The sequence below is a fragment of the Hydrogenophaga sp. genome, from assembly GCF_035481345.1.
Lineage (GTDB): Bacteria > Pseudomonadota > Gammaproteobacteria > Burkholderiales > Burkholderiaceae_C > Hydrogenophaga.
This window is the reverse complement of record NZ_DATIGV010000179.1, coordinates 27,705-49,284: the sequence shown is the minus strand read 5'-3', so window position 1 is coordinate 49,284 and position 21,580 is coordinate 27,705. Positions and strand designations below refer to the sequence as shown.

The following is a 21,580-nucleotide window of genomic DNA, read 5'->3' as shown; positions in this document are numbered from 1 at the left end:
AGCGAGAGCCCGCCCCATCGGCACGTTCTCAGGGTCCGGCGCTTGCCTGGCCGTTGAGCGGCGACAGCTTGTTGCCAGTGAGCGTGCCCTGGAGCCAGTCCGCCAGTCCGCGGATCAAGCGCTCTTGCGTGGCCAGCGTCGTGGCCGTGTGATCGGCCTGCGGCAGGTACTCGCAGCGCACGCGGTGAACGAAATCGAACTCGCTGAAGGCTTCGTGCCATTGCTGCGGGTAGTTGAAGTACCAGCGCATGCTGCCCGTGTACACGACACACACCGCCACCCCGCGATCGACAAGCGCCTGGACGTCGCGGCCAAAGGCTTCGCGCGATGGCGCGCGGCGGCCGAAGTCCCACACCTCTTGCGACGCCGAGCGGCTGCCCGCCGGTCTGATGGCGCGGGCGGCGCGTTTGACGAGCTTGCGCGTCCAGGAGGCGAAGGTGCGCAGCGGCGCTTCGCGCACCCGGTGGGTGTAGCGATTCCATACCGTCCTGGCGGTGGGGTAGGCGTAGCCGTCGAGCATCCAGAGGGCGACCACACGCTCATCGGCCAGGGCGGCCGCGAGGCCGCTGTACGCGCCGGAGCAGATGCCGGCGATGGCGAATCGCCCGATGTTGCAGATGCGCTGGAAGTGGTCGATGGCCGCTTGCAGGTCCGCCACGGCCTGCTGTTCAAAAGGAAGGGCTTCGTGCGGCATGCCGCTGTCGCCTTGGCCCGAGAGGTCCAGGCGCAGTGTGGCGAACCCCTCTCGCGCGAGCGCGCGGGCGAGCTTGGCGTTGAAGCGGTGCGGGCCGATGCGGTGAATGATGCCGACGTTGAGCAGCACGACGCCCAGGCGCGCAGTCGGTTCGTCCGCGGGCAGGGTCAGCGTGGCGCTCAGGTGCCGTTGCGCACCGAAGCTGAGGGAGACTTCATTCAAGCGGTTCTCCCTGGAGCACCGCTGCCAGAAGATTCAGCGCCTCGGCGGGCACCAGCGCCGTGTTGAAGGCTTCCTCGGACGTCCAGTCGAAGTCGAGCGTGAGCGCCTGGCGCCGCACGGCCACGCCCCTGTCCTGCAATGCGGTGAGCCACCGGCCGGCGTCGACGGCCTGGCGATGCGGCGCGACCAGCACGACGCCACGGGCCCGCGCACGCTGATAGTCGACGGGCGCGATGGAGCGCATCTGCTCCAGCAGGCGCCGGCTCGCTCCAAAGCCCAGGATCTCTTCGTCGCCCACGAGCGCGCCACCGTCTGGCAGGTCGGCGATGGTCGAGGCGTGCACCGCCAGCAGGTGGTCGACATAGCGCGCGCCCGACACGACCGGCTCCCACAGCACGAGTTGCCGTGGCGCCTGCAGCGCTTGCGCCGAGGCCCGCACCGCCAGGGCGCTGGCCAGGCGGGGGGCAAGCCAGTCCACCTCCTGCACACCAGCGCGTTGGCGCAGCAGGGCATCGGCGGCCAGCACGTCCCGGACCCAGCGGTCGAGATCGGCCTCGTGGTCGTCGCCCAGCGATTCGCCGCTGGCGTGGTAGTCGAAGCGCAGGCAGGCCACGCCAGCGCCCGCCAGGCCATCGGCCAGCACGCGAAAAAGCCGATGGATGCGCACCGCTTCCTGCCCGAAGGGGTTGCACAGGAGCACCGCGCGCGGACGCGCCTGGCGCACACCGGCGGGATGGAAGACGCCGTAGAGTGACCCGTCCGGCTGACCGAAGCGCAGGGGTGCCGGGGCCAGGCCGTTCGCGGCGTCGGACTCGGCGTGGACCTCGGCTGGAAGGGAATCGCCGGGCGGTGCCTGCGCCGGCGCGACCGCGACGGCCGCGGCGATCTGACTGAGGGACTCGAAGATCAGGCGGCGCACCGGGACCTTCTCGCCCGTGATCCCCTGCATCTCCTGGACGGCGCGCAAGGCCAGCAGCGAATGGCCGCCGAGGTTGAAGAAGTTGTCGTGGCGCCCGACCCGCGCGATGTTCAACAGGCGGGCCCAGATGGCCGCAATGGCCTGCTCGGTGGCGTTCGCCGGCGCGGCAAAGTCGGCGCGGGCGGGGCTGGTCTCCTGGGCGGCCTGGGGCACAGGGAGTGCCTGACGGTCGACCTGGCCATCGGGGGGGCGGGGGGTGGCGCCGTGTTCGGCTCGGTCCATGCGACCGCGGTGCTCCAGGGTGCCGTCATGGCACCAGCGCCCGCGGTCGCCCGTTCGGTAGAGGCGCCCACCGGGGCGTTCGGGGTCGGCGATGAAGCGCTCGGCGGTGAGTTCGGGGCGCTGGTGGTAGCCCAGGGTGACGCCTTCGCCGCCGATGCAGATTTCGCCGGGCACGCCGATGGGGCAGGGCTGCTGCCGCTCGTCCAGGATGTGGATGGTGGTGTTGGCGATGGGGTGCCCGATGCGGATGCCGCGCTGCGGGTGCTCGACGCGCCAGCCGGTGGACCACACGGTGGTTTCGGTGGTGCCGTACAGGTTCCAGAGTTCGCCGCAGCGCTCGAGCAGTCGCTCGGCCAGGTCCACCGGCAGGCTGTCGCCGCCAACAAGGGCCTTCAAGCCGGGGGCGGGGCCCCAGCCGGACTCGATGAGCAGGCGCCAGTTCGACGGCGTGGCCTGCACGACGGTGACCCCATGCCGGTCAATCAGCGCGGCCAGCGCACCGCCGTCCCGCGCGTCGTCGTGGCTGGCCAGCACGGCCCTCGCGCCCACGGCGAGCGGCAACAGCCACTCGACCACCGCGCTGCCGACGGACGGGGGGGTGATGGCCAGCAGGGTGTCGGACGCCGCCAGGCCGGGCGCGCGGGCCATGGCGGCGAGGACGTTCACGATGGCCTGGTGGTGGACGACCACCGGCTGGGGCGTGCCGGTGGAGCCGGCGGTGCAGATGACGCAGGCGGGGTCCAGGGGCCTTGCGTCGAGCGCGGCGTCGGCGGGCAGCGCGGTATCGGGCTGCGCGGCGATGGCGGCGGCGTCGATGTCGAGCAGCAGGGTCTGCTCGCGCGGCCAGGGCAGAACGTGAACGACAGCGGACTCGCTCACGAGCAGGTCCAGTGGCACGTCCGCGGCCAGGCCGGCGAGGCGATCGCCGGGGGCGGCGGGGTCGAGCGGGACGCAGGCGGCGCCGGCCTTGAGGATGGCCAGTTGGGCCACGAGCATGTCCAGGCCGCGTTCGACGCACAGGCCGACGCGCGCGCCGCGCGCGACGCCGCGCGCGCGCAGGGCGCGGGCCAGGCGGTTGGAGCGCCGGTGCAGTTCGCCGTGGCCGAGTTCGCCGACGCCCGGCTGCAGCACGGCGGGTGCGGTGGGCGTGCGCTCGGCCTGGGCGGCGATCACGCCGTGCACGGTGGCCGATCGGTCGTAGGCCGCATCGGTCGCGTTCCAGGCCTGTTGTCGCGCGCGGTCCGACGGGCGCGGCGCCAGCAGGTGCCGCGCGGGCAGGTGGTCCGCATCGGGCAGGCGTTCCACCAGGGTCAGCAGGCGCTCGGCGAACAGGTGGCCATCGGCTTCGTCGAACAGGTCCGTGTTGAAGGTGTAGGAAAACGCCAGCCGCTCGTTGCTCAGCACACACCAGAGGGAGAGGTCCTGCGTCGCGCCGCCCAGGGGCGTCAGCAGGCGATCGATCGCCAGGCCACCCCACTGCGTCGGGCGCCCCCGCGCGTCCTGGAAGGAGAAGCTCGCCTGGTGCAGCGGGGGCCGGGAGAGGTCGCGCGGCGGGTTGAGCTCGCGCACCAGGTGCTCGAAAGGCACGTCGGGTGCATCGAACGCCACCTGGACTTCCCGGTGAACCTGGCGAACCCACTCGCCCGCGCTGATGTCCAGTGGGACGGTGAAGCGCATGGGCAGCATGTTCACGAAGAAGCCCAGCAGGGGCTCGAGATCGCTGCTCTCGCGTCCGCGCACGGGCGTGCCGATGCACAGGTCGCTCTGGCCGCTGAACTGGCGCAGGGCCAGCGCGTACAGGGCGAGCAGGCTGACGTAGAGCGTGGTGCCTTGCCGGGCCGCGAACCGCTTGAGCCGTTCCAGGGCGATCCCGGTCAGGTCGAGCTGGAAGGAACGCCCGCTTCCGCTCATGGACGGCGGTCGGTGGCGCGAGGACGGGAGATCGAGCGGTTCGGGCAGCGGTGTCAGCTTCTGCACCCAGTGGGCGGTTTGCCGCCGCAACTCATCGCCCTGGAGCCACTCCTGTTGCCAGGCGGCGAAGTCGCCGTAGCTGACCGTCAGTGGCGGCAAGCGGGGCTCGGTCCCCTGGGCGAACGCGCTGTAGTGGGCGGCCAGTTCCGCGTACAACACGTCGAAGGACCAGGCATCCCAGATGAGGTGGTGCACCACGACCAGCAGCGCGTGGACCCGGTCGTCGAAGCGGAACAGCACGGCACGAAACAAGGGGGCATTGAGCAGATCGAACGGCCGGGCCACCCACTCGGCGCACCGGTGCAACACGTGGGGTTCGCGCTCGTGGGGAGCCAGGTGGCTCATGTCCTCCACGTGCAGCAGATCGCCATCGAGGCGCGGCAGGATGCGTTGCCGCAGCGCCTCCTCTCCCCGTTCGATGTGGGTGCGCAGCACCGACTGGCGCTCGACCAGGGCCGCGAAGGCGCGCTGCAAGACCTCCCGGTCCAGGGGGCCTGTCAGCCAGTGCGCGGCGTGCAGGTGGTGAAGGTCGGTGCCCGGACTCAACTCTTCCAGGAACCACAGGCGCTGCTGCATCAGGGACAGGGGCGCCGTGGATGGGTCCTCGCGCACGGACAGGCGCGGGGCGCTGTCCCGCGCGACCGGGCGCTGCTGCCCGGTGAGCCAGTCCGCCAGCCGGCGCGCCGTCGGCTGTTCGAAGATGGCGCGCAGCCCCGGCCGGGGAAGGCCTGAAGCCGCGAGCCGGGCCGACAGCCGCGCGGCCAGGAGCGAGTGCCCGCCGGCCTGGAAGAAGTTCTCATCGGGGCCGAGGGCGGGTTGCATGAGCAGGTCCGCCATGGCGCGTTGCACCAGGTCGACCGGTGTGTCCTCGGTGGCTGCGGGCGTGGCGATGCGCGCGGGCTCTGGCTCTGGCTCTGGCGGTAAGAGGGGCGGTGGCTGGGGCGGCGTGAGGGGTGGCGAGACCGGGGCAGGTGCGGCCACAGGCACCATGCGCCGCGACAACAGCGCGAGCTGTTGCGCCATCAACTGGATCTGCAGCTGGATGAGCTGGTGAACCGGGTTGTCCATACCCCCGAGCGCGACCCGTTCGGGTTCGGCTTCGATGAGGGGATCGCGGCTCATGGAGACGCCACCCAAGCCATCCCGATGCTGAACCAGGCGCCCAGGCTGAAATAGGGTGTGAGCCACAGGGCGTCCTCTTTCCAGGCCGACCATTGCCGGCTCGGCACGCGCCGGCGCATCGCATCGCGCGCGCCGCTGGCGAGGTTCAGGTAGCACTGCCCGTTGGCCCGGCACTCGCGGTAGCGTCGCAGGTACATCGGCGCGTCGATCGTGAGCACGTAGGTGACGAAGCCCACCGAGCCCAGCAGGCCGACGATGGCCGTCGCCCGCGCGCCACCGCTGCTGTGGGCCGCCACCACCGCCAAGAGCACGGCCATCATGGAAAAACCCGCGGCCCACAACAGCGACTCCACGGCCTGCGTGATGTGGTTGAGCGTCAGCACGCTGTGCCAGCAGAAGGCCTGGGCCAGCGTCATGAACACCGGCACGCCCCAGGCGGCGATCTGCACGCCCGGCAGCCCGGCCCGCTCACCCAGCTGGTGGACCAGCAGGCCCAACTGGATGGCGAAGCAGATTTCCGCCACGGTGGCCGCGGTGCGGCCCAGGATGATGCTCGACAGGGGCGTGTCCACCAGCACCAGCCGCTCCAGGTCCACGCGAGGGAGCACCGAACGGTAGGCGCACACCAGCACGTACACGCCGGACAGCGCCACCTGCAGCGCGGCGTAAGAGTGCAGGCCCGGGTCGATGTGCCACCACACGGCCAGCCACAAGCACACGTTCGCGCCCGAGAGGACGCAGAGCGCTCGCCACCAGGCCAGCGCGCGCGGATCGGCGCTGACGGCACTCACGGCGGGGCAGGCTGATGGTCAGATCAGCCCGATGAAGCTGAGGATGAAGCCGACGACGACGACCAGGCCAACGATGTAGATGATGGTGTTCATGAGGGGGTCTCTCCAAGTGCAGTCAGGTCCATCGTAGGGACGCGGGGTCGCACGGCGTGTCGGACGAGGAGAGCTCGGGCTGTAGGACTGAAGGGCGCTGCCGAGGGCTTTGATGGGGTTTCTTGGGCTGCGTATTCGATATTGTTTATATTGACTACGATATCGCCACGAAGGACACAACGATGACCCAATCCACCACCATGACGGTTCGTCTGAACCCGACGCTCAGCGAGTTCGTGGCCGCCAACGTCAGTGAGGACGGGGCCTATGAGAACGTGAGCGAGTACATGCGTGACCTGATCCGTCGTGACATGGAACGCAAGGAACAGGAAGCGTTCGATCGGCTCAAGGCGGAGTTGACCCACGCCTTCGCGGCGCCCGACTCGGCCTACCACCCGTTGACGGCAGCGCAGGTGATCAAGCGCCATGCGTCCAGGAAGAAAAAAGGCGCCTGAGCGATGCCACGCCTACGCGTCCACGAGGCAGCTTCCTGGCGGCTCGACGAGATCTACCGGTACACCCTGGAACGCTGGGGCGAGAGGCAGGCGGATCGTTACGTCACCGGCTTGTTCGAGGCTTTCGAGCGCATCGAGTCGCATGGCGTGGCGTCGAAACCCATACCGGCCGAATTCGGGGTGGCAGGCTACTTCTTCCGCTACGAGCGGCACGTCGTGTACTGGAAGCGCCTGGCCGATGGCGACATCGGCATCGTGACCGTGCTGCACGAACGCATGCACCAGATCGGGCGCTTGCGCGAGGCGTTCTTCGGGCCATGAGGAAGTGAGCGCGAGGGCGCGCGCTGTCAGGCCGCCGGCCGGCGCGAGCGCGACTGGTCCCTCGCCACCTCGATGAACTCCAGCACCTCCGCCCGTGGCTGCGACCCCCGGCGCCACACCAGCCCCACGTCCACGGTGGGCACCGCGTCGCGCAGCGTGCGCACCTCCACGTGCTCCGCGTCCAGTGTCCAGGGCCGGTAGAGGAAATCGGGCAGCACCGCCAGGCCCGCGCCCACACCCACCAGCGAGCGCACCGCCTCCAGCGACGAGGTGCGCAGCAAGGTCCGCGGCTTCAACTGGTGCCGCGCCCACACGCTGCGCATCAGCACCTCGATGCGGTCGGCCTGCAGCACCACGAGGTCCTGCGCCGCGATCTCCGCGAGGCTGACTTCCTCCTGCGCCGCCAGCGGGTGGTCGGCCGCCATCCACACGCGGTTGGGCGAGCGCGTCAGCGTCTCCGCCGTGAGCGCCTGCGGCTCGCCCAGCGCGTTCGACACCATGATCGCGATGTCGAGCTCCCCGTTGATGAGCAGGTGCTCCAGAAAGGGCGGCTGGTCTTCCACCACCTGCACCTCCACGGCCGGGCAGGTGCGCCGGAAGCGCGCGAACACTTCCGACAGGTAGTAACCCGCCACCAGGCTGGTCACGCCGATCGACAGCGAGCCGGCCAGCGGTGCCGCGCCCTCGCGCGTGCCGCGCGTGGCCTCGGCCACGGCGCCGATCACGCGCCGCGCCTTCACCAGGAAACGATGGCCCTCGGGCGTGAGGCGCATGCCCTTGGGGCTGCGCTCGAAGAGCGTGAGGCCCACCGTGTCCTCCAGCTCCAGCACGCTTTTGGTGATGGCCGATTGCGCGATGTTGAGCATGCGCGAGGCCGCGGCCACCGAGTCCGATTCGGCCACCGCCAGGAAGTAGCGGAACTGCTTGAGCGTGAGGTGCCGGTTCATCGCGGTGCGCGCCCCGGCCGGGGCGCCCTGTTGCGGTGCAAAAAAGGAATTGCTGCCCTGGGCTATCGATTTTTTCGAACGCTGGCCGAGCTTATTTTGTATTTTGAAACGGTCAAGCCCCTGCCTAGCATGCCCGCAGCCCAGGCGCCGTGCGGCCCTGTGGTCGTGTTCAACCCGCAGCCAACCGAGGTGATTGACCCATGAGACACGCACACCATCCCATCGCCCGCCGCCTCACCGGCGCGGTGCTCTGCGCCTTCGCTCTGGGCGCCGCCAGCAGCGCGGCACTGGCCCAGAAGGCCCTGGACAAGCTCGGCAAGGGCGAAGGCCAGGTCGACATCGTGGCTTGGCCCGGCTACATCGAACGCGGCCAGACCGACAAGAACTTCGACTGGGTGACCGACTTCGAGAAGAAGAGCGGCTGCAAGGTCAACGTGAAGACCGCGGGCACCTCCGACGAGATGGTGGCGCTGATGAACGAGGGCGGCTTCGACCTCGTCACCGCCTCGGGCGACGCGTCCATGCGCCTGATCGCCGGCAAGCGCGTGCAGCCCATCAACGTGAACCTGATCCCCAGCTTCAAGAACGTGGACCAGCGGCTGCAGAAGTCGCCCTGGCACACGGTGAACAACACGCACTACGGCACGCCCTACCAGTGGGGCTGGAACGTGCTCATGTACAACACCACGGTCTTCAAGGACAAGCCGCCCACGAGCTGGAGCGTGGTGTTCGAGGAGACCACACTGCCCGATGGCAAGAGCAACAAGGGCCGCATCCAGGCCTTCGACGGTCCGATCTACATCGCCGACGCCGCGCTCTACCTGATGAAGAAGAACCCGGCGCTGGGCATCAAGGACCCGTACGAACTGAACGAGGCGCAGTACAAGGCCGCGCTGGACCTGCTGCGCGGTCAGCGCAAGCTGGTGGGCAAGTACTGGCACGACGCCTTCGTGCAGATCGACGACTTCACGAACGAGGGCGTGGTCGCGTCCAGCAGCTGGCAGTTCATGGCCAACATCCTCAAGAGCAAGAACCGGCCGGTGGCCACGGTCGTGCCCTCCGAAGGCGCCACGGGCTGGGCGGACACGACCATGATGCACGTGGACGCGAAGAACCCGAACTGCGCCTACCTGTGGATGGAGCACTCGCTCAACCCCAAGCTGCAGGGCGACCTGGCGGCCTGGTTCGGTTCGGTGCCGGCCGTGCCCGCGGCCTGCAAGGGCAACAAGCTGCTGGGCGACGACGGCTGCGCGCGCCAGGGCTTCGAGTCCTTCGAGCGCATCTCGTTCTGGAAGACGCCGACGACCAAGTGCGCTTCGCAGAACAACGCCTGCGTGCCCTACCACCGCTGGGTCACGGACTACATCGCTGTCCTCGGCGGACGCTGAGTCCATGGCCGTCGCCGTTGCCCTCGAGGGCGTGTCCTGCCAGTTCGGCAGCGGCGCGCAGGCGGTTCGCGCCGTCGATGGTGTCGACCTCGTGATCGAGGGCGGCGAGTTCTTCACCCTGCTCGGGCCCTCGGGCTCGGGCAAGACCACCTGCCTGCGCATGATCGGCGGCTTCACGCTGCCCACGGCCGGGCGCATCCGCATCGGCGGGCAGGACGTGACGCTGGAGCCCCCGTACGCGCGGCCGGTGAACACCGTCTTCCAGGACTACGCGCTGTTCCCGCACATGAGCATCCGCGACAACGTGGCCTACGGGCTGATGGTGCAGGGCGTGGACAAGGCCGAGCGCCACCGCCGCGCCGAGGAGATGCTGGCCCTGGTGCGCCTGCCCGGCGTGGGCGCGCGCCGGCCCGGGCAGCTCTCGGGCGGGCAACGCCAGCGCGTGGCCCTGGCGCGCGCGCTGATCAACCGGCCACAGGTGCTGCTGCTGGACGAACCCCTGGGCGCGCTGGACCTGAAGCTGCGCGAGCAGATGCAGACCGAGCTGAAGGCGCTGCAGCGCCAGCTCGGCATCACCTTCCTGTTCATCACGCACGATCAGCACGAGGCGCTGTCCATGAGCGACCGCATCGGCGTGTTCAACAACGGCCGCCTGGAGCAGGTGGGCGCGCCAGCCGCCATCTACAACCGGCCGGCCACGCGCTTCGTGGCCGAGTTCGTGGGCGCGGCCAACGTGCTGGATGGCCAGCGCGCTCAGGCGCTCACGGGCCTGCCCAGCGCGATGCTGCGTCCGGAGCGCATCCACCTCGTCGACGACGCGGCGGCGCAGGTGCACGGCACCGTGATCGACGCGATGTACTTCGGCGCCTTCTCGCGCCTGCGCGTGGACTGCAACGGCGCGCCGCTGGCGGTGGACCTGAGCCCCGAGCAGCACCCGCTGCTGCCCGCGCCGGGCGCGCGCGTGGGCCTGCAATGGGCGGCCGACGCGGTGCACCCGCTGGGCATGTCATGACCATGGCCGCCACGCTGCCCCTCGCGCCGCCCGCCCGCCGCGGCGCGCTGCGGCGCCTGTCGGACGCGCTGTACCGCCACCGCGCGCTCGCGCTGGCCGCGCTGCTGGTGCCGCCGCTGCTGTGGTTCGGCGTGGTGTACCTGGGCTCCCTGTTCGCGCTGCTGGCCAACAGCTTCTTCGCGCTCGACGAGTTCTCGGGCGTGGTGGACCGCTCCACGCTCACGCTGCAGAACTTCCGCGACCTGTTCGACCCGGCCAACCTCGACGTGGTCTGGCGCACCGTGCTCATGGCCACGGTGGTGACGCTGGCCTGCACGGTGATCGCCTTCCCCGTCGCCTACAGCATGGCCCGCTACGCGCGCGGACCGCGCAAGGCCCTGCTCTACATCGCGGTGATGCTGCCGCTGTGGTCCAGCTACCTGGTGCGGCTGTACGCCTGGAAGCTGCTGCTGGCCAAGGAAGGCGCCATCGGCTGGGTGCTGGCCGAGCTGCACCTGGGCTGGTTGCTGGACGCGCTGCTGGCCACGCCGGGCGTCGGCGGGCCCTCGCTGTCGTTCTCGCGCCTGGGCACCTTCATCGTCTTCGTCTACATGTGGCTGCCCTTCATGATCCTGCCGATCCAGGCGGCCATCGAGCGCATCCCGGGCTCGCTGATCGAGGCCTCCAGCGATCTTGGCGCGCGCGGCGCCACCACCTTCTGGCAAGTGATCTTCCCGCTGGCCATGCCCGGCATCGCGGCGGGGTCGATCTTCACCTTCTCGCTCACGCTGGGCGACTACATCATTCCGCAGGTGATCGGCGACTCCACGCTGTTCATCGGCCAGGTGGTGTACCGGCAGCAAGGCGTGGCGGGCAATGTGCCCTTCGCGGCGGCGTTCTCGCTGGTGCCCATCGTGGTGATCGGCGTGTACCTGTGGTTCGCGAAGAAGCTGGGGGCCTTCGATGCGCTCTGATCCGTCGAGACCCGGCTGGGGCCTGCGCGCCGCCACCTGGGGCGCGGTGCTGTTCCTGCACATCCCGCTGGCGCTGATCATCCTGTACGCCTTCAGCGCGGAGGACAAGAGCTACGTGTTTCCGCCGCCCGCGCTCACCACGCAGTGGTTCGCCGTGGCCTGGGAACGCGAGGACGTGTGGGCCGCCATCGGCCTGTCGCTGCGCGTGGCGGCGGTGGCCACGGCCCTGGCCATGGTGCTGGGCACGCTGGCGGCGGCGGGCCTGGCGCGCACGCGCTTCTTCGGGCGCGACGCGGTCTCGCTGTTGCTGATCCTGCCGATCGCGCTGCCCGGCGTCATCACCGGCATCGCGCTGCGCAGCGCCTACAGCACGCTGGAGATTCCCTTCAGCTACTGGACCATCGTCATCGGCCACGCCACCTTCTGCGTGGTGGTGGTCTACAACAACGCGGTGGCGCGGCTGCGGCGCACCAGCCCCTCGCTCATCGAGGCCTCGATGGACCTGGGCGCCGACACCTTCCAGACCATCCGCTACGTGATCCTGCCCCAGTTGGGCTCGGCGCTGCTGGCGGGCGGCCTGCTGGCCTTCGCGCTCAGCTTCGACGAGGTCATCGTCACCACCTTCACCGCCGGCCAGCAGACCACGCTGCCGATCTGGATGCTGCAGGAGCTGATCCGCCCGCGCCAGCGGCCCGTCACCAACGTGGTGGCGGTGGCCATCATCGCGCTGACCTTCCTGCCGATCCTCGCGGCCTATTACCTCACGCGCGCCGACGAACCCGGGCGCTGACCTTCCCCCGAACGCACACGGAGACCACCATGGGAAAGACCCCCGATTTCGCGAGCAGCCTGCACACCGAGCTGTTCATTGACGGCCAGTTCGTGCGCGGCGAGGGCGAGGCCGAGAAGGTGCTCAACCCCGCCACCGGCGAGCTGCTGGCCGAGGTGCCCGAGGCCTCGTACGAGCAGATCCACCGCGCCGTGCTGGCGGCCAACCGCGCCTTCGACAGTTGGGGCGACAGCACGCCGCAGGAACGCTCGCGCGCGCTGCTGAAGATGGCCGACGCCGTCGAAGCCCAGGCCGAGGCCTTCGCGCGCATCGAGTCGCTCAACTGCGGCAAGCCCTACCCGCGCGCCTTGGAGGACGAGATCCCGGCCATCGCCGACTGCTTCCGCTACTTCGCGGGTGCGGCGCGCAACATGCACGGACCGCTGGCGGGCGAGTACCTGGCCGGCCACACCAGCATGATCCGGCGCGACCCGATCGGCGTGGTGGGCTCCATCGCGCCGTGGAACTACCCGCTGATGATGGCGGCCTGGAAGATCGCGCCCGCGCTGGCGGCCGGCAACACGGTGGTGTTGAAACCCAGCGAGCAGACGCCGCTGAGCAGCCTGTTGCTGGCGCGTGTGGTGGCCGACATCCTGCCCAAGGGCGTGTTCAACGTGGTCTGCGGGCGCGGCGCCAGCGTGGGCCAGCCGCTGGTGGAGCACCCGCTGGTGCGCATGGTCTCGCTCACCGGCGACGTGGCCACGGGCCGCAAGATCCTGCAGGCCGCCACGGGCACGCTCAAGCGCACGCACCTGGAACTCGGTGGCAAGGCGCCGGTGATCGTGTTCGACGACGCCGACATCGATGCGGTGGTGGAGGGCATCCGCACCTTCGGCTACTACAACGCCGGGCAGGACTGCACGGCCGCCTGCCGCCTGTACGCGGGCAGCAAGGTCTACGACCGCCTGGTGGCGGACCTCAGCAGCGCGGTGAAGACCATCCGGATGGGCACGCAGGACGAGGCGGGCGTGGAGCTGGGCCCGCTGATCAGCGACCGCCAGCGCGACCGCGTGGCCAGCTTCGTGGAGCGCGCGCAGATGGTGGGGCACATGGAGATCACGGCCGGCGGCAAGATGCGATCGGGTGGTGGCTTCTTCTACGAGCCCACCGTGATCGCCGGCGCGCGCCAGGACGACGAGATCGTGCGGCGCGAGGTCTTCGGTCCGGTGGTGTCGGTGACGCGCTTCTCCGACCCGGACGAGGCCATCACCTGGGCCAACGACTCGGACTACGGCCTGGCCTCATCGGTGTGGACGCAGGACGTGGGCCGCGCTCTGAAGGTGGCGCGCAAGCTGCAGTACGGCTGCACCTGGATCAACACCCACTTCATGCTGGTCAACGAGATGCCGCACGGCGGCCTGAAACACAGCGGCTACGGCAAGGACATGTCGATGTACGCGCTGGAGGACTACACCGTGGCGCGGCATGTGATGGCGAAGCTGTGAAAAAAAGCCCGGCGCGTCGCCGGGCTTGAAGGAGGTGACAGCAGGAGTCGGTCAGCGCGCCGCCGTGTTGGCTGGCTCGGCCACGTAGATCTCCACGCGGCGGTTCATGGCGCGGCCCTGGGCCGTGCCGTTGTCGGCGATGGGCTCGCGGGAGCCGCGGCCGTCGGTGGTGATGCGCGTGGAGGAGACGCCGCGCCCCACCAGGTAGTCGCGCGTGGCGTTGGCGCGGTCGAAGGACAGCGGGTTGTTGACGGCGTCGCTGCCCGTGCTGTCGGTGTGGCCGATGATGGTCACTTGCGTGGCCTGGTTCTGCTGCAGCGTGGTGCTGAACTGGCTCAGCACGCCCACCAGGGTGGGGCTGAGCTGCGAGCGGCCGGTGGCGAAGCCCGCGTCGGCCGGCACCTCGAGCTTGAGGCGGTTGTCGGCCGTCTGGCTCACGCCGATGCCCGTGCCCGCCGTCGCCGCTTCCATCTGCTTCTTCTGCTCCTGCATGCGCGTGGACCAGATGTAGCCGCCCAGCGCACCCGCGCCCGCGCCCAGCACGGCGCCCTGCGCCGCACCCTTGGAGCCGCCCGTGAGGCCGCCCAGCACGACACCGGCGGCGGCGCCGATGCCGGCACCCTTGGCGCTGTCGCGCTGCGTTTCGCTCATGTTGGCGCAGCCGGTGAGGGCCACCGCTGCGGCCGCCGCGAGAACGGTGAAGCCACGGGTGAATCGGGAAACGGTGTTGGACATGATGAGACTCCTCTTGTTGATCGGAAGGTCGCCGCAGCGTGCGGCGACGCGGGTAGTAGCCCAGCGCCTAAACTTATACCCCTGCCCGGATACCGCCTCCGTAGGACTCTTCTGAATTTACAAATCCTTGCATGAAACCCGTTTCACTCGGTCAGAGCCCCCTTCACGTCACCCCCATCTGCCTCGGCACCATGACCTTCGGCGAGCAGGTCGATGAAGCCACCGCGCACCGCATCCTCGACCGCGCCGTCGAGCGCGGCGTGGACTTCCTCGACGCGGCCGAGATGTACTCGGTGCCCGCGCGCGCCGAGACCTGCGGGTCCACCGAAACCATCATCGGCAACTGGTTCGCCCGGCGCCCTGGCCAGCGCCAGAAACTGGTGCTGGCCACCAAGGTGGCGGGGCCGTCGCGCGGCATGCCCTGGATCCGCGGCGACAACGCGGGCCTGAGCAAGGCCGAGATCGTGAAGGCCTGCGAGGGCAGCCTGCGCCGCCTGCAAACGGACGTGATTGACCTCTACCAGATCCATTGGCCCGCGCGCAACCTGCCGGCCTTCGGCGCGCTGGTGTTCGACCCGGCCAAGGACAAGCCCTGCGCGTCCATCCACGAACAGCTGGAGGCCATGGCCGAGCTGGTGAAGGCGGGCAAGGTGCGCGCCATCGGCCTGTCCAACGAAACGCCGTACGGCGTGCACGAGTTCGTGCGCCTGGCCGAGCAGCACGGCCTGCCGCGCGTGGCCACGGTGCAGAACCCGTACTGCCTGATCAACCGCAGCCACGAGAACGGCCTGGACGAAACCAGCCACCGCCTCGGCGTGTCGCTGCTGGCCTATTCGCCGCTGGGCTTCGGCCTGCTGACGGGCAAGTACGACAGCACCGGCCTGGTGGGCGAGCACGGCCGGCTGGCGATCTTCGAGAGCATGCGCAAGCAGCGCTGGGGCCGGCCCGAGGCGCTGGCCACCGCGAAGCGCTACAACGCGCTGGCGCGCGAGCACGGCCTCACGCCCTCGCAGCTGGCGCTGGCCTTCTGCTACCGCAACTGGCGTGTGGCCAGCACCATCATCGGTGTGACCACGGTGGCCCAACTCGACGAATGCCTGGACGCCTGGGGCACCGCGCTCACGCCCGAGCTGCTGGCGGCCATCGACAAGATCCGCTGGGAGTCGCGCGACCCCGCGCAATAACAAAGTACACCCCCGCCGCGCTTCGCGCGACCCCCTCAAGGGGGCGATGCCAGCGGCCCGGCAAAGCCGGTTCCGCGGCATCCCTGGACAAGGCCTGGCATGCCCAAACCTCGACACATTTCCGAGACGCCAGCGACGGCCTGGCTCAAGGCGCATGGGGTGCCGTACACCGAGCATCCCTACGAGTACCTGGAGCACGGCGGTGCGCAGCACAGCGCGCAGGTGCTGGGCTTGGACCCCTTCGCGGTGGTCAAGACGCTGATCATGCAGGACGAGTCCGCCAAGCCGCTGGCCGTGCTCATGCACGGCAACCGCACCGTGTCCACCAAGAACCTGGCGCGCCAGATCGGCGCGAAATCGGTGGAGCCCTGCAAGCCCGAAGTGGCCAACCGCCACAGCGGCTACCTCGTGGGCGGCACCTCGCCGTTCGGGCTCAAACGCGCCATGCCGGTCTACGTGGAAGCCACGGTGCTCGAACTGCCGCGCATCTGGATCAACGGCGGGCGGCGCGGCTTCCTCGTGGGCGTCGAGCCGGCGGTGCTGAGAGGCCCGCTCGGCGCGAAACCGGTGCAGTGCGCGCTGGCAGAATGACGCGCGCGCCCCGCGCGCCCCCAAAAGAAATGACCGAGGAGATGCCCTTGCAAGCGCTCTATCCCGCGTTGGCCACCGTGGCCGCCTACCTGATCGGATCGCTGTCCTTTGCGGTGATCGTGAGCCGCCTGATGGGCTTGTCCGACCCGCGCACCTACGGCAGCAAGAACCCCGGCGCCACCAACGTGCTGCGCTCGGGCAGCAAGTCGGCGGCCATCGTCACGCTGTTGCTGGACGCCGTGAAAGGCTGGCTGCCGGTGTTCGTGGTGATGCACTGGGGCGAGCCCTTCGGCCTGGGCGCGGGCACGGTGGCGCTGGTGGGCCTGGCGGCGTTCCTGGGCCACCTGTTCCCGGTGTTCTTCAAGTTCCAGGGGGGCAAGGGCGTGGCCACGGCGGCCGGCGTCATCCTGGGCTTCAACCCCTGGCTGGGGCTGGCCTCGCTGCTCACCTGGGTCATCATCGCCTTCTTCTTCCGATACTCCTCGCTGGCGTCCATCGTCACGGCGGTGTTCGCGCCGGCCTACTACCTGCTGGGCGGTGGCGTGGCCTGGGAGGCGCCGGGCGTGATGGTGCTGAGCCTGGCCGTGATGGCGGTGCTGCTGGTGTGGCGCCACGCCGAGAACATCAACCGCCTGTTGGCCGGCAAGGAAAGCAAGCTCGGAGCGAAGAAACAATGAGCCAGGACATCACCCGCGTCGGCATGGCCGCGCGCTACAGCGAAGCCGCCGTGTTCAACGGCACCGTGTTCCTGGCGGGCATGGTGCCCGAGCGCGGCGACACCGACATCCGCGGCCAGACCGAGGACGTGCTGCAGCAGGTGGCGCAGCGCCTGCAGGAGTGCGGCAGCGACAAGTCGCGCATCCTGCGCGCCGAGATCTACCTCACCGACATCCGCGACATCGCCGCGATGAACGAGGTGTGGGACGCCTGGGTGGTGCCCGGCGCGGCGCCGCCGCGCGCCACGGTGCAGGCCGCGCTGGCCAACCCGGCGTACCGCATCGAGATCGTGGTGACGGCCGCGCAGGCCTGATGCATCAGTAACGCTTCTCCAGCGTCATCTGGTCGTTGTTGCGCTGCATCTGGAAGCGTGAGAGGAAGCTGTTGCCCAGCAGCACGTAGGGCATGGGTTGCGGCAGGACGATGGCGCCCACCGCGCGCACCTGCGCGTCGCCCACGCGCACGGAATCGAGTGTGAGCCGGTAGCCGATGGCGCTGCCATTGGCGGTCTGCACGTTCACGCGCTGGCCGCGCTGGTAGTCGAGGTTGATGCGTTTGGCCTCGGACTCGCCGAGGATGACTTGCGTGGCGCCGGTGTCCACCATGAACTGCACCGCGCGGCCGTTGATCTGGCCCTGGGGCATGAAATGGCCACTGCCATCGGCCGTGAGCACCACGCGCTGTTGGCCGCCTGACGCCTCGGTCGCCGCGCCACCCAGATGAACGGGCGCCTCGCCCAAGCGCAGGGTCTGGCGTTTGCCGCCGATGTCGATGACCGCGGCATCGCCCTGCACCGACACCAGGCGCACGCCCTGATGCGCCTGACCCGCCGCCATGAAGCGCGGCGCACCGCCGTCGATGACGACCAGGGCCTTGCTGCCCGACACGCCCGAGAGCGACACCGATTGCGCGAAGCCCATGGCGACCGCGCTGCACAGCACCGCCGCGACGAGCTCGCGCCGCATGCTCAGTCGCGGAAATTGTTGAAGGACAGGGGGAGGTCCTTCATCTCGTTCTTGATGATGGCCATGGTGGCCTGCAGGTCGTCGCGCTTGGCGCCGGTCACGCGCACGGCGTCGCCCTGGATGGCGGCCTGCACCTTGAGCTTGCTGGCCTTGATGGCCTGCTGGATCTTCTTGCCGTCTTCGGTGGCAATGCCGTTGCGCACCTTGGCCACCTGCTTGACCTTGTCGCCGCCCATCTTCTCGACCTTGCCCATGTCGAGGAAGCGCACGTCGACATTGCGCTTGGCGAGCTTGTTGCGCAGCACGTCCTCGATCTGCTGAAGCTGGAAGTCGGCGTCGCCCGTCAGGGTGATCTCCTTGTCCTTCAGTTCGATCGCGGCGCTGGTGCCCTTGAAATCGAAGCGCGTGCCGATCTCGCGCGCGACCTGATCGACGGCATTCTTGACTTCAACGAGATCGGCTTCGAGGACGGTGTCGAACGAGGGCATGGCGAGGGAGCAGTGGGTGAGAAAATCGCGGCCATGATAGTCGAGAAGCAGGTACCGCTACAGGCCTACAACAGCTTTGGCATCGTGGCCAAGGCGCACCGTCTCGCGCGCATCCGCGACGAGGCCGACCTGGCCACGCTGCGGGCGTCCGACGACTGGGCGCAGCACACGCGCGAGGCGCCACCCTTCGTGTTGGGCGGGGGCAGCAATCTCGTGATCACGGGCGATGTGAGGCCTTTGGTGCTCAAGGTGGAGATCCCCGGCCGTCGCCTGATCGAGGAAACGCCCAAGGGCTGGCTGGTGGAGGCCGGCGCTGGCGAGAACTGGCACGCCTTCGTGCAATGGACGCTGGCGCAGGGCTGGCCGGGGCTGGAGAACCTGGCGCTGATCCCGGGCACCGTGGGCGCCTCGCCGGTGCAGAACATCGGTGCGTACGGCGTGGAGTTGCAGGACCGTTTCCACTCGCTCGACGCCATCGACCTGCGCACGGGCGAGCGTTTCACGCTGGACGCCGCGCAATGCGGCTTCGGCTACCGCGACTCGGTGTTCAAGCACCTGCCCACCGACGCGCGCGACTTCGGCCTGGCGGGCCGGGCGCTGATCACGCGCGTGCGTTTCTGGCTGCCCAAGGCCTGGGCGCCGGTGCTGGGCTATGCCGACCTGGAGCGCAGGATCGCCGAGACGGGCAACACCCGCCCCGATGCGCAGACGCTCTTCGACTGGATCTGCGCCATCCGCCGCGCCAAGCTGCCGGATCCGACCGTGATCGGTAATGCGGGCAGCTTCTTCAAGAACCCCACGGTGACGCCGGACCAGTGCGCGGACATCATCGCCCGCGAGCCGAAAGTGGTGCACTACCCCATGCCCGATGGCACGGTGAAACTGGCCGCGGGCTGGCTGATCGACGCCTGCGGCTGGAAGGGGCGCGGCGTGGGCAACGCGGGCGTATACGACAAGCAGGCCCTGGTGCTGGTGAACCGTGGCGGCGCCACGGGCGGCGAGGTGGTCACGCTGGCGAAGGCGATCCAGACCAGCGTGTACGAGCGTTTTGGCATCCGGCTGGAGCCGGAGCCGGTGGTGATCTGAGTGCGCTTCAGGGGAGACATGACGATGGGCCGACACCCGGTGTTCTCGTACCGCTTCGCGAAGATTCACGCCCTGTACGTGCAGAAGGCGGAGCGCAAACAGCGCACCAGGGAAGAGGTGGACCAGATCATCCGCTGGCTGACGGGATACGACGCCGCGGGTCTGCGCCGGCAGATCGACGGGGACAACGACCTGGAGACTTTCTTTGCCGAGGCCCCGTGCCTGCACCCGAATGCAGCGCTCATCAAGGGCGTGGTCTGCGGGGTGCGGGTGGAGGAGGTCGAGGACCCGCTGATGCGCAAGATCCGCTACCTGGACAAGCTGATCGATGAGCTGGCCAAGGGCAAGGCCATGGAAAAAATCCTGAGGCAATGAAGGGTGACACCATCATGAAGACGACCGAGCGCGACCAACTGCTGCAGACCTTGAAGTCCCGCTTCGACAAGCACCGCAACCGCCACAAGGGCGTGGCCTGGGACGATGTGCAGGCCCGTCTGGAGAAGAGCCCCGAGGCCCTGGAGTCCTTGCGCCAGATGGAGGCATCGGGCGGCGAGCCAGACGTGATCGGCCACGACAAGGCTTCCGACAAGATCGTGTTCTGCGATTGCGCGGCCGAAACGCCCACCGGCCGCCGCAGCCTGTGCTACGACCGCGAGGCCCTGGACGCGCGCAAGGAGAACAAGCCGCAGGGCAGTGCCATGGAGATGGCGGCCGAGATGGGCATCGAGATGCTCGATGAGGCGCAGTACCGCCTTCTGCAGGCGCTGGGCGAGTTCGACCTGAAGACCTCCAGCTGGATCGCGACGCCGCAGGAGGTGCGCGCGCTCGGCGGGGCGCTGTTCGGCGACCGACGCTATGGCCGGGTGTTCACGTACCACAACGGCGTGCAGTCCTACTACGCCGCCCGGGGCTTTCGCGGTCTGCTGCGGGTCTGATGGCTGCCCCGGCTTGTGGGCGCCATGCAAAAGGGCCTGCCATCCGGCAGGCCCTTCGACCGGAAGCGAAGGGGCGCCTCAGTCCTTGCCCAGCTTGAGCATGTCCACGCCGTCGCCGCCCTTGAGCAGGCCGCTGCGCGTGTACACACCCAGCTTGGCGCGCGTGTCGGTGATGTCGAGGTTGCGCATGGTGAGCTGACCGATGCGGTCCAGCGGCGTGAAGGGCGCGTCTTCCACCTTCTCCATGGACAGCCGCTCGGGCGCGTAGCTCAGGTTGGGGCTGTCGGTGTTGAGGATCGAGTAGTCGTTGCCGCGGCGCAGCTCGATGGTGACCTCGCCCGTGATGGCGCGCGCCACCCAGCGCTGGGCGGATTCGCGCAGCATGATGGCCTGCGGGTCGAACCAGCGGCCCTGGTAGAGCAGGCGGCCGAGCTTCAGGCCGTTGATGCGGTACTGCTCGATGGTGTCTTCGTTGTGGATGCCGGTGACCAGGCGCTCGTAGGCGATGAACAGCAGCGCCAGGCCCGGGGCCTCGTAGATGCCGCGGCTCTTGGCCTCGATGATGCGGTTCTCGATCTGGTCGCTCATGCCCAGGCCGTGGCGACCGCCGATCTCATTGGCTTTCATGATGAGATCCACCGGGCTGGCGAAGCTCTGGCCGTTGAGGGCCACGGGCTGGCCGTCCTCGAAGCGCACCGTCACCTCTTCGGCCTTGACCGCGCAGTCTTCGCGCCAGAAGGGCACGCCCATGATGGGGTTGACGATGCGGATGCCCGAGTTCAGGTGCTCCAGGTCCTTGGCCTCGTGCGTGGCGCCGAGCATGTTGCTGTCGGTGCTGTAGGCCTTCTCGACCGACATCTTGTAGTCGAAGCCGTTGGCGATGAGGAACTCGCTCATCTCCTTGCGGCCGCCGAGTTCGTCGATGAAGCTCTGGTCGAGCCAGGGCTTGTAGATCTTCAGGCTCGGGTTGGTGAGCAGGCCGTAGCGGTAGAAGCGCTCGATGTCGTTGCCCTTGAAGGTGGAACCGTCGCCCCAGATGTGAACGTCGTCTTCCTTCATGGCGGCCACCAGCATGGTGCCGGTGACGGCGCGGCCCAGCGGCGTGGTGTTGAAGTAGGTGATGCCGGCGGTGCTGATATGGAAGGCGCCGCTTTGCAGCGCGGCGATGCCCTCGTGCGCCAGTTGCAGGCGGCAGTCGATCAGGCGGGCTTTCTCGGCGCCGTAGGCCATGGCCTTGCGCGGGATGGCGTCGTAATCGTCCTCGTCGGGCTGGCCGAGGTTGGCGGTGTAGGCGTAGGGCAGGGCGCCCTTTTTCTTCATCCACAGCAGGGCGGCGCTGGTGTCCAGGCCGCCGGAGAAGGCGATGCCGACCTTCTGTTGCGTGGGCAGGTGTTGCAGGATGGTGGCCATGTCGGGTGTCCTGAGGGTGGCGGGA

Annotated in this window: 22 protein-coding genes; 14 read left to right on the top strand and 8 right to left on the bottom strand. The window is 69.0% G+C overall.

Features of this window, described 5'->3' with window-relative positions:
• Positions 1-28: 28 nt before the first annotated feature.
• Genes VLG41_RS18390 through VLG41_RS18380 form a run of 3 tightly spaced genes read right to left on the bottom strand, consistent with a single transcriptional unit; the run spans position 29 to position 6,001 of the window.
• Positions 29-916: an alpha/beta fold hydrolase gene (locus VLG41_RS18390; RefSeq protein ID WP_325350837.1), complete on the bottom strand. Its 888-nt coding sequence runs from the start codon at positions 914-916 to the stop codon at positions 29-31.
• Positions 909-5,210, bottom strand: coding sequence for an amino acid adenylation domain-containing protein (locus VLG41_RS18385; protein WP_325350836.1), 4,302 nt, complete (start codon positions 5,208-5,210; stop codon positions 909-911). The genes VLG41_RS18390 and VLG41_RS18385 overlap by 8 nt, the downstream gene beginning before the upstream one ends.
• Complete coding sequence (locus VLG41_RS18380) at positions 5,207-6,001, bottom strand: hypothetical protein (RefSeq protein WP_325350835.1); 795 nt, start codon at positions 5,999-6,001, stop codon at positions 5,207-5,209. Before VLG41_RS18380 ends, VLG41_RS18385 begins: the two co-directional genes overlap by 4 nt.
• Before the next feature lie 275 nt (positions 6,002-6,276).
• Here VLG41_RS18380 and VLG41_RS18375 point away from each other — a divergent pair, with 275 nt between their 5' ends.
• Positions 6,277-6,549, top strand: coding sequence for an addiction module antitoxin (locus VLG41_RS18375; RefSeq protein ID WP_325350834.1), 273 nt, complete (start codon positions 6,277-6,279; stop codon positions 6,547-6,549).
• Between the two features lie 3 nt (positions 6,550-6,552).
• Complete coding sequence (locus tag VLG41_RS18370) at positions 6,553-6,870, top strand: type II toxin-antitoxin system RelE/ParE family toxin (RefSeq protein WP_325350833.1); 318 nt, start codon at positions 6,553-6,555, stop codon at positions 6,868-6,870.
• A gap of 26 nt (positions 6,871-6,896) precedes the next feature.
• Here VLG41_RS18370 and VLG41_RS18365 read toward each other — a convergent pair whose 3' ends face one another.
• On the bottom strand, positions 6,897-7,817 hold the full coding sequence (locus tag VLG41_RS18365; protein WP_325350832.1) for a LysR family transcriptional regulator: 921 nt from the start codon (positions 7,815-7,817) through the stop codon (positions 6,897-6,899).
• 200 nt (positions 7,818-8,017) lie between these two features.
• Here VLG41_RS18365 and VLG41_RS18360 point away from each other — a divergent pair, with 200 nt between their 5' ends.
• Genes VLG41_RS18360 through VLG41_RS18340 form a run of 5 tightly spaced genes read left to right on the top strand, consistent with a single transcriptional unit; the run spans position 8,018 to position 13,444 of the window.
• Positions 8,018-9,205 (top strand): ABC transporter substrate-binding protein, encoded by a 1,188-nt coding sequence (locus tag VLG41_RS18360; protein WP_325350831.1) that lies wholly within the window; start codon positions 8,018-8,020, stop codon positions 9,203-9,205.
• 4 nt (positions 9,206-9,209) lie between these two features.
• The gene (locus VLG41_RS18355) at positions 9,210-10,217 is read left to right on the top strand and encodes an ABC transporter ATP-binding protein (protein ID WP_325350830.1); all 1,008 of its coding nucleotides are present in this window, start codon (positions 9,210-9,212) and stop codon (positions 10,215-10,217) included.
• Entirely contained in the window at positions 10,214-11,170 is a 957-nt protein-coding gene (locus VLG41_RS18350; protein ID WP_325350829.1) for an ABC transporter permease, read from the top strand. The genes VLG41_RS18355 and VLG41_RS18350 overlap by 4 nt, the downstream gene beginning before the upstream one ends.
• Positions 11,160-11,960: an ABC transporter permease gene (locus VLG41_RS18345; protein ID WP_325350828.1), complete on the top strand. Its 801-nt coding sequence runs from the start codon at positions 11,160-11,162 to the stop codon at positions 11,958-11,960. Before VLG41_RS18350 ends, VLG41_RS18345 begins: the two co-directional genes overlap by 11 nt.
• A 29-nt stretch (positions 11,961-11,989) precedes the next feature.
• The gene (locus VLG41_RS18340; protein WP_414652513.1) at positions 11,990-13,444 is read left to right on the top strand and encodes a gamma-aminobutyraldehyde dehydrogenase; all 1,455 of its coding nucleotides are present in this window, start codon (positions 11,990-11,992) and stop codon (positions 13,442-13,444) included.
• Positions 13,445-13,495: 51 nt separating this feature from the next.
• Here VLG41_RS18340 and VLG41_RS18335 read toward each other — a convergent pair whose 3' ends face one another.
• Positions 13,496-14,179, bottom strand: a complete 684-nt coding sequence (locus tag VLG41_RS18335; RefSeq protein WP_325350827.1) for an OmpA family protein — start codon at positions 14,177-14,179, stop codon at positions 13,496-13,498.
• Positions 14,180-14,310: 131 nt separating this feature from the next.
• Between VLG41_RS18335 and VLG41_RS18330 the strand changes: the two genes are divergently transcribed.
• From VLG41_RS18330 to VLG41_RS18315, 4 genes are all read left to right on the top strand, one after another.
• Positions 14,311-15,363 (top strand): aldo/keto reductase, encoded by a 1,053-nt coding sequence (locus VLG41_RS18330; protein ID WP_325350826.1) that lies wholly within the window; start codon positions 14,311-14,313, stop codon positions 15,361-15,363.
• 99 nt (positions 15,364-15,462) lie between these two features.
• Positions 15,463-15,954 carry an aminoacyl-tRNA deacylase gene (locus VLG41_RS18325; protein ID WP_325350825.1) on the top strand — a complete coding sequence of 164 codons (492 nt, stop codon included), beginning with the start codon at positions 15,463-15,465 and terminating at the stop codon, positions 15,952-15,954.
• Positions 15,955-16,001: 47 nt separating this feature from the next.
• A complete protein-coding gene (plsY, locus tag VLG41_RS18320) occupies positions 16,002-16,631 on the top strand; it encodes a glycerol-3-phosphate 1-O-acyltransferase PlsY (RefSeq protein ID WP_325350824.1) in 630 nt (209 codons plus the stop codon).
• Positions 16,628-16,984: a RidA family protein gene (locus VLG41_RS18315; RefSeq protein ID WP_325350823.1), complete on the top strand. Its 357-nt coding sequence runs from the start codon at positions 16,628-16,630 to the stop codon at positions 16,982-16,984. The genes plsY and VLG41_RS18315 overlap by 4 nt, the downstream gene beginning before the upstream one ends.
• A 4-nt stretch (positions 16,985-16,988) precedes the next feature.
• Here the strand turns inward: VLG41_RS18315 and VLG41_RS18310 are convergent, their stop codons facing one another.
• Positions 16,989-17,636 (bottom strand): retropepsin-like aspartic protease, encoded by a 648-nt coding sequence (locus VLG41_RS18310; RefSeq protein WP_325350822.1) that lies wholly within the window; start codon positions 17,634-17,636, stop codon positions 16,989-16,991.
• 2 nt (positions 17,637-17,638) lie between these two features.
• Positions 17,639-18,124 carry a YajQ family cyclic di-GMP-binding protein gene (locus VLG41_RS18305; protein WP_070398916.1) on the bottom strand — a complete coding sequence of 162 codons (486 nt, stop codon included), beginning with the start codon at positions 18,122-18,124 and terminating at the stop codon, positions 17,639-17,641.
• A 33-nt stretch (positions 18,125-18,157) separates the two neighbouring features.
• On the opposite strand from VLG41_RS18305, the gene murB reads away from it, so the two are divergent.
• From murB to VLG41_RS18290, 3 genes are read left to right on the top strand one after another with little or no spacing between them, the layout of a single operon-like run.
• The gene (gene murB, locus VLG41_RS18300; protein WP_414652512.1) at positions 18,158-19,210 is read left to right on the top strand and encodes a UDP-N-acetylmuramate dehydrogenase; all 1,053 of its coding nucleotides are present in this window, start codon (positions 18,158-18,160) and stop codon (positions 19,208-19,210) included.
• A 24-nt stretch (positions 19,211-19,234) separates the two neighbouring features.
• On the top strand, positions 19,235-19,585 hold the full coding sequence (locus VLG41_RS18295; protein ID WP_325350821.1) for a DUF2200 domain-containing protein: 351 nt from the start codon (positions 19,235-19,237) through the stop codon (positions 19,583-19,585).
• A 14-nt stretch (positions 19,586-19,599) separates the two neighbouring features.
• Entirely contained in the window at positions 19,600-20,145 is a 546-nt protein-coding gene (locus VLG41_RS18290) for a DUF4256 domain-containing protein (protein WP_325350820.1), read from the top strand.
• A gap of 78 nt (positions 20,146-20,223) precedes the next feature.
• Here the strand turns inward: VLG41_RS18290 and argG are convergent, their stop codons facing one another.
• Positions 20,224-21,555 carry an argininosuccinate synthase gene (gene argG / locus VLG41_RS18285; protein ID WP_325350819.1) on the bottom strand — a complete coding sequence of 444 codons (1,332 nt, stop codon included), beginning with the start codon at positions 21,553-21,555 and terminating at the stop codon, positions 20,224-20,226.
• Positions 21,556-21,580: the final 25 nt, after the last annotated feature.

What these genes read in the sequence shown, in the direction of transcription:
- VLG41_RS18385 (WP_325350836.1), bottom strand. Translation starts at nt 5,210, where the DNA reads ATGAGCCGCGATCCCCTCATCGAAGCCGAACCCGAACGGGTCGCGCTC.
- VLG41_RS18375 (WP_325350834.1), top strand. Translation starts at nt 6,277, where the DNA reads ATGACCCAATCCACCACCATGACGGTTCGTCTGAACCCGACGCTCAGC.
- VLG41_RS18370 (WP_325350833.1), top strand. Translation starts at nt 6,553, where the DNA reads ATGCCACGCCTACGCGTCCACGAGGCAGCTTCCTGGCGGCTCGACGAG.
- VLG41_RS18365 (WP_325350832.1), bottom strand. Translation starts at nt 7,817, where the DNA reads ATGAACCGGCACCTCACGCTCAAGCAGTTCCGCTACTTCCTGGCGGTG.
- VLG41_RS18360 (WP_325350831.1), top strand. Translation starts at nt 8,018, where the DNA reads ATGAGACACGCACACCATCCCATCGCCCGCCGCCTCACCGGCGCGGTG.
- VLG41_RS18355 (WP_325350830.1), top strand. Translation starts at nt 9,210, where the DNA reads ATGGCCGTCGCCGTTGCCCTCGAGGGCGTGTCCTGCCAGTTCGGCAGC.
- VLG41_RS18350 (WP_325350829.1), top strand. Translation starts at nt 10,214, where the DNA reads ATGACCATGGCCGCCACGCTGCCCCTCGCGCCGCCCGCCCGCCGCGGC.
- VLG41_RS18345 (WP_325350828.1), top strand. Translation starts at nt 11,160, where the DNA reads ATGCGCTCTGATCCGTCGAGACCCGGCTGGGGCCTGCGCGCCGCCACC.
- VLG41_RS18340 (WP_414652513.1), top strand. Translation starts at nt 11,990, where the DNA reads ATGGGAAAGACCCCCGATTTCGCGAGCAGCCTGCACACCGAGCTGTTC.
- VLG41_RS18335 (WP_325350827.1), bottom strand. Translation starts at nt 14,179, where the DNA reads ATGTCCAACACCGTTTCCCGATTCACCCGTGGCTTCACCGTTCTCGCG.
- VLG41_RS18330 (WP_325350826.1), top strand. Translation starts at nt 14,311, where the DNA reads ATGAAACCCGTTTCACTCGGTCAGAGCCCCCTTCACGTCACCCCCATC.
- VLG41_RS18325 (WP_325350825.1), top strand. Translation starts at nt 15,463, where the DNA reads ATGCCCAAACCTCGACACATTTCCGAGACGCCAGCGACGGCCTGGCTC.
- VLG41_RS18315 (WP_325350823.1), top strand. Translation starts at nt 16,628, where the DNA reads ATGAGCCAGGACATCACCCGCGTCGGCATGGCCGCGCGCTACAGCGAA.
- VLG41_RS18310 (WP_325350822.1), bottom strand. Translation starts at nt 17,636, where the DNA reads ATGCGGCGCGAGCTCGTCGCGGCGGTGCTGTGCAGCGCGGTCGCCATG.
- VLG41_RS18305 (WP_070398916.1), bottom strand. Translation starts at nt 18,124, where the DNA reads ATGCCCTCGTTCGACACCGTCCTCGAAGCCGATCTCGTTGAAGTCAAG.
- murB (WP_414652512.1), top strand. Translation starts at nt 18,158, where the DNA reads ATGATAGTCGAGAAGCAGGTACCGCTACAGGCCTACAACAGCTTTGGC.
- VLG41_RS18295 (WP_325350821.1), top strand. Translation starts at nt 19,235, where the DNA reads ATGGGCCGACACCCGGTGTTCTCGTACCGCTTCGCGAAGATTCACGCC.
- VLG41_RS18290 (WP_325350820.1), top strand. Translation starts at nt 19,600, where the DNA reads ATGAAGACGACCGAGCGCGACCAACTGCTGCAGACCTTGAAGTCCCGC.
- argG (WP_325350819.1), bottom strand. Translation starts at nt 21,555, where the DNA reads ATGGCCACCATCCTGCAACACCTGCCCACGCAACAGAAGGTCGGCATC.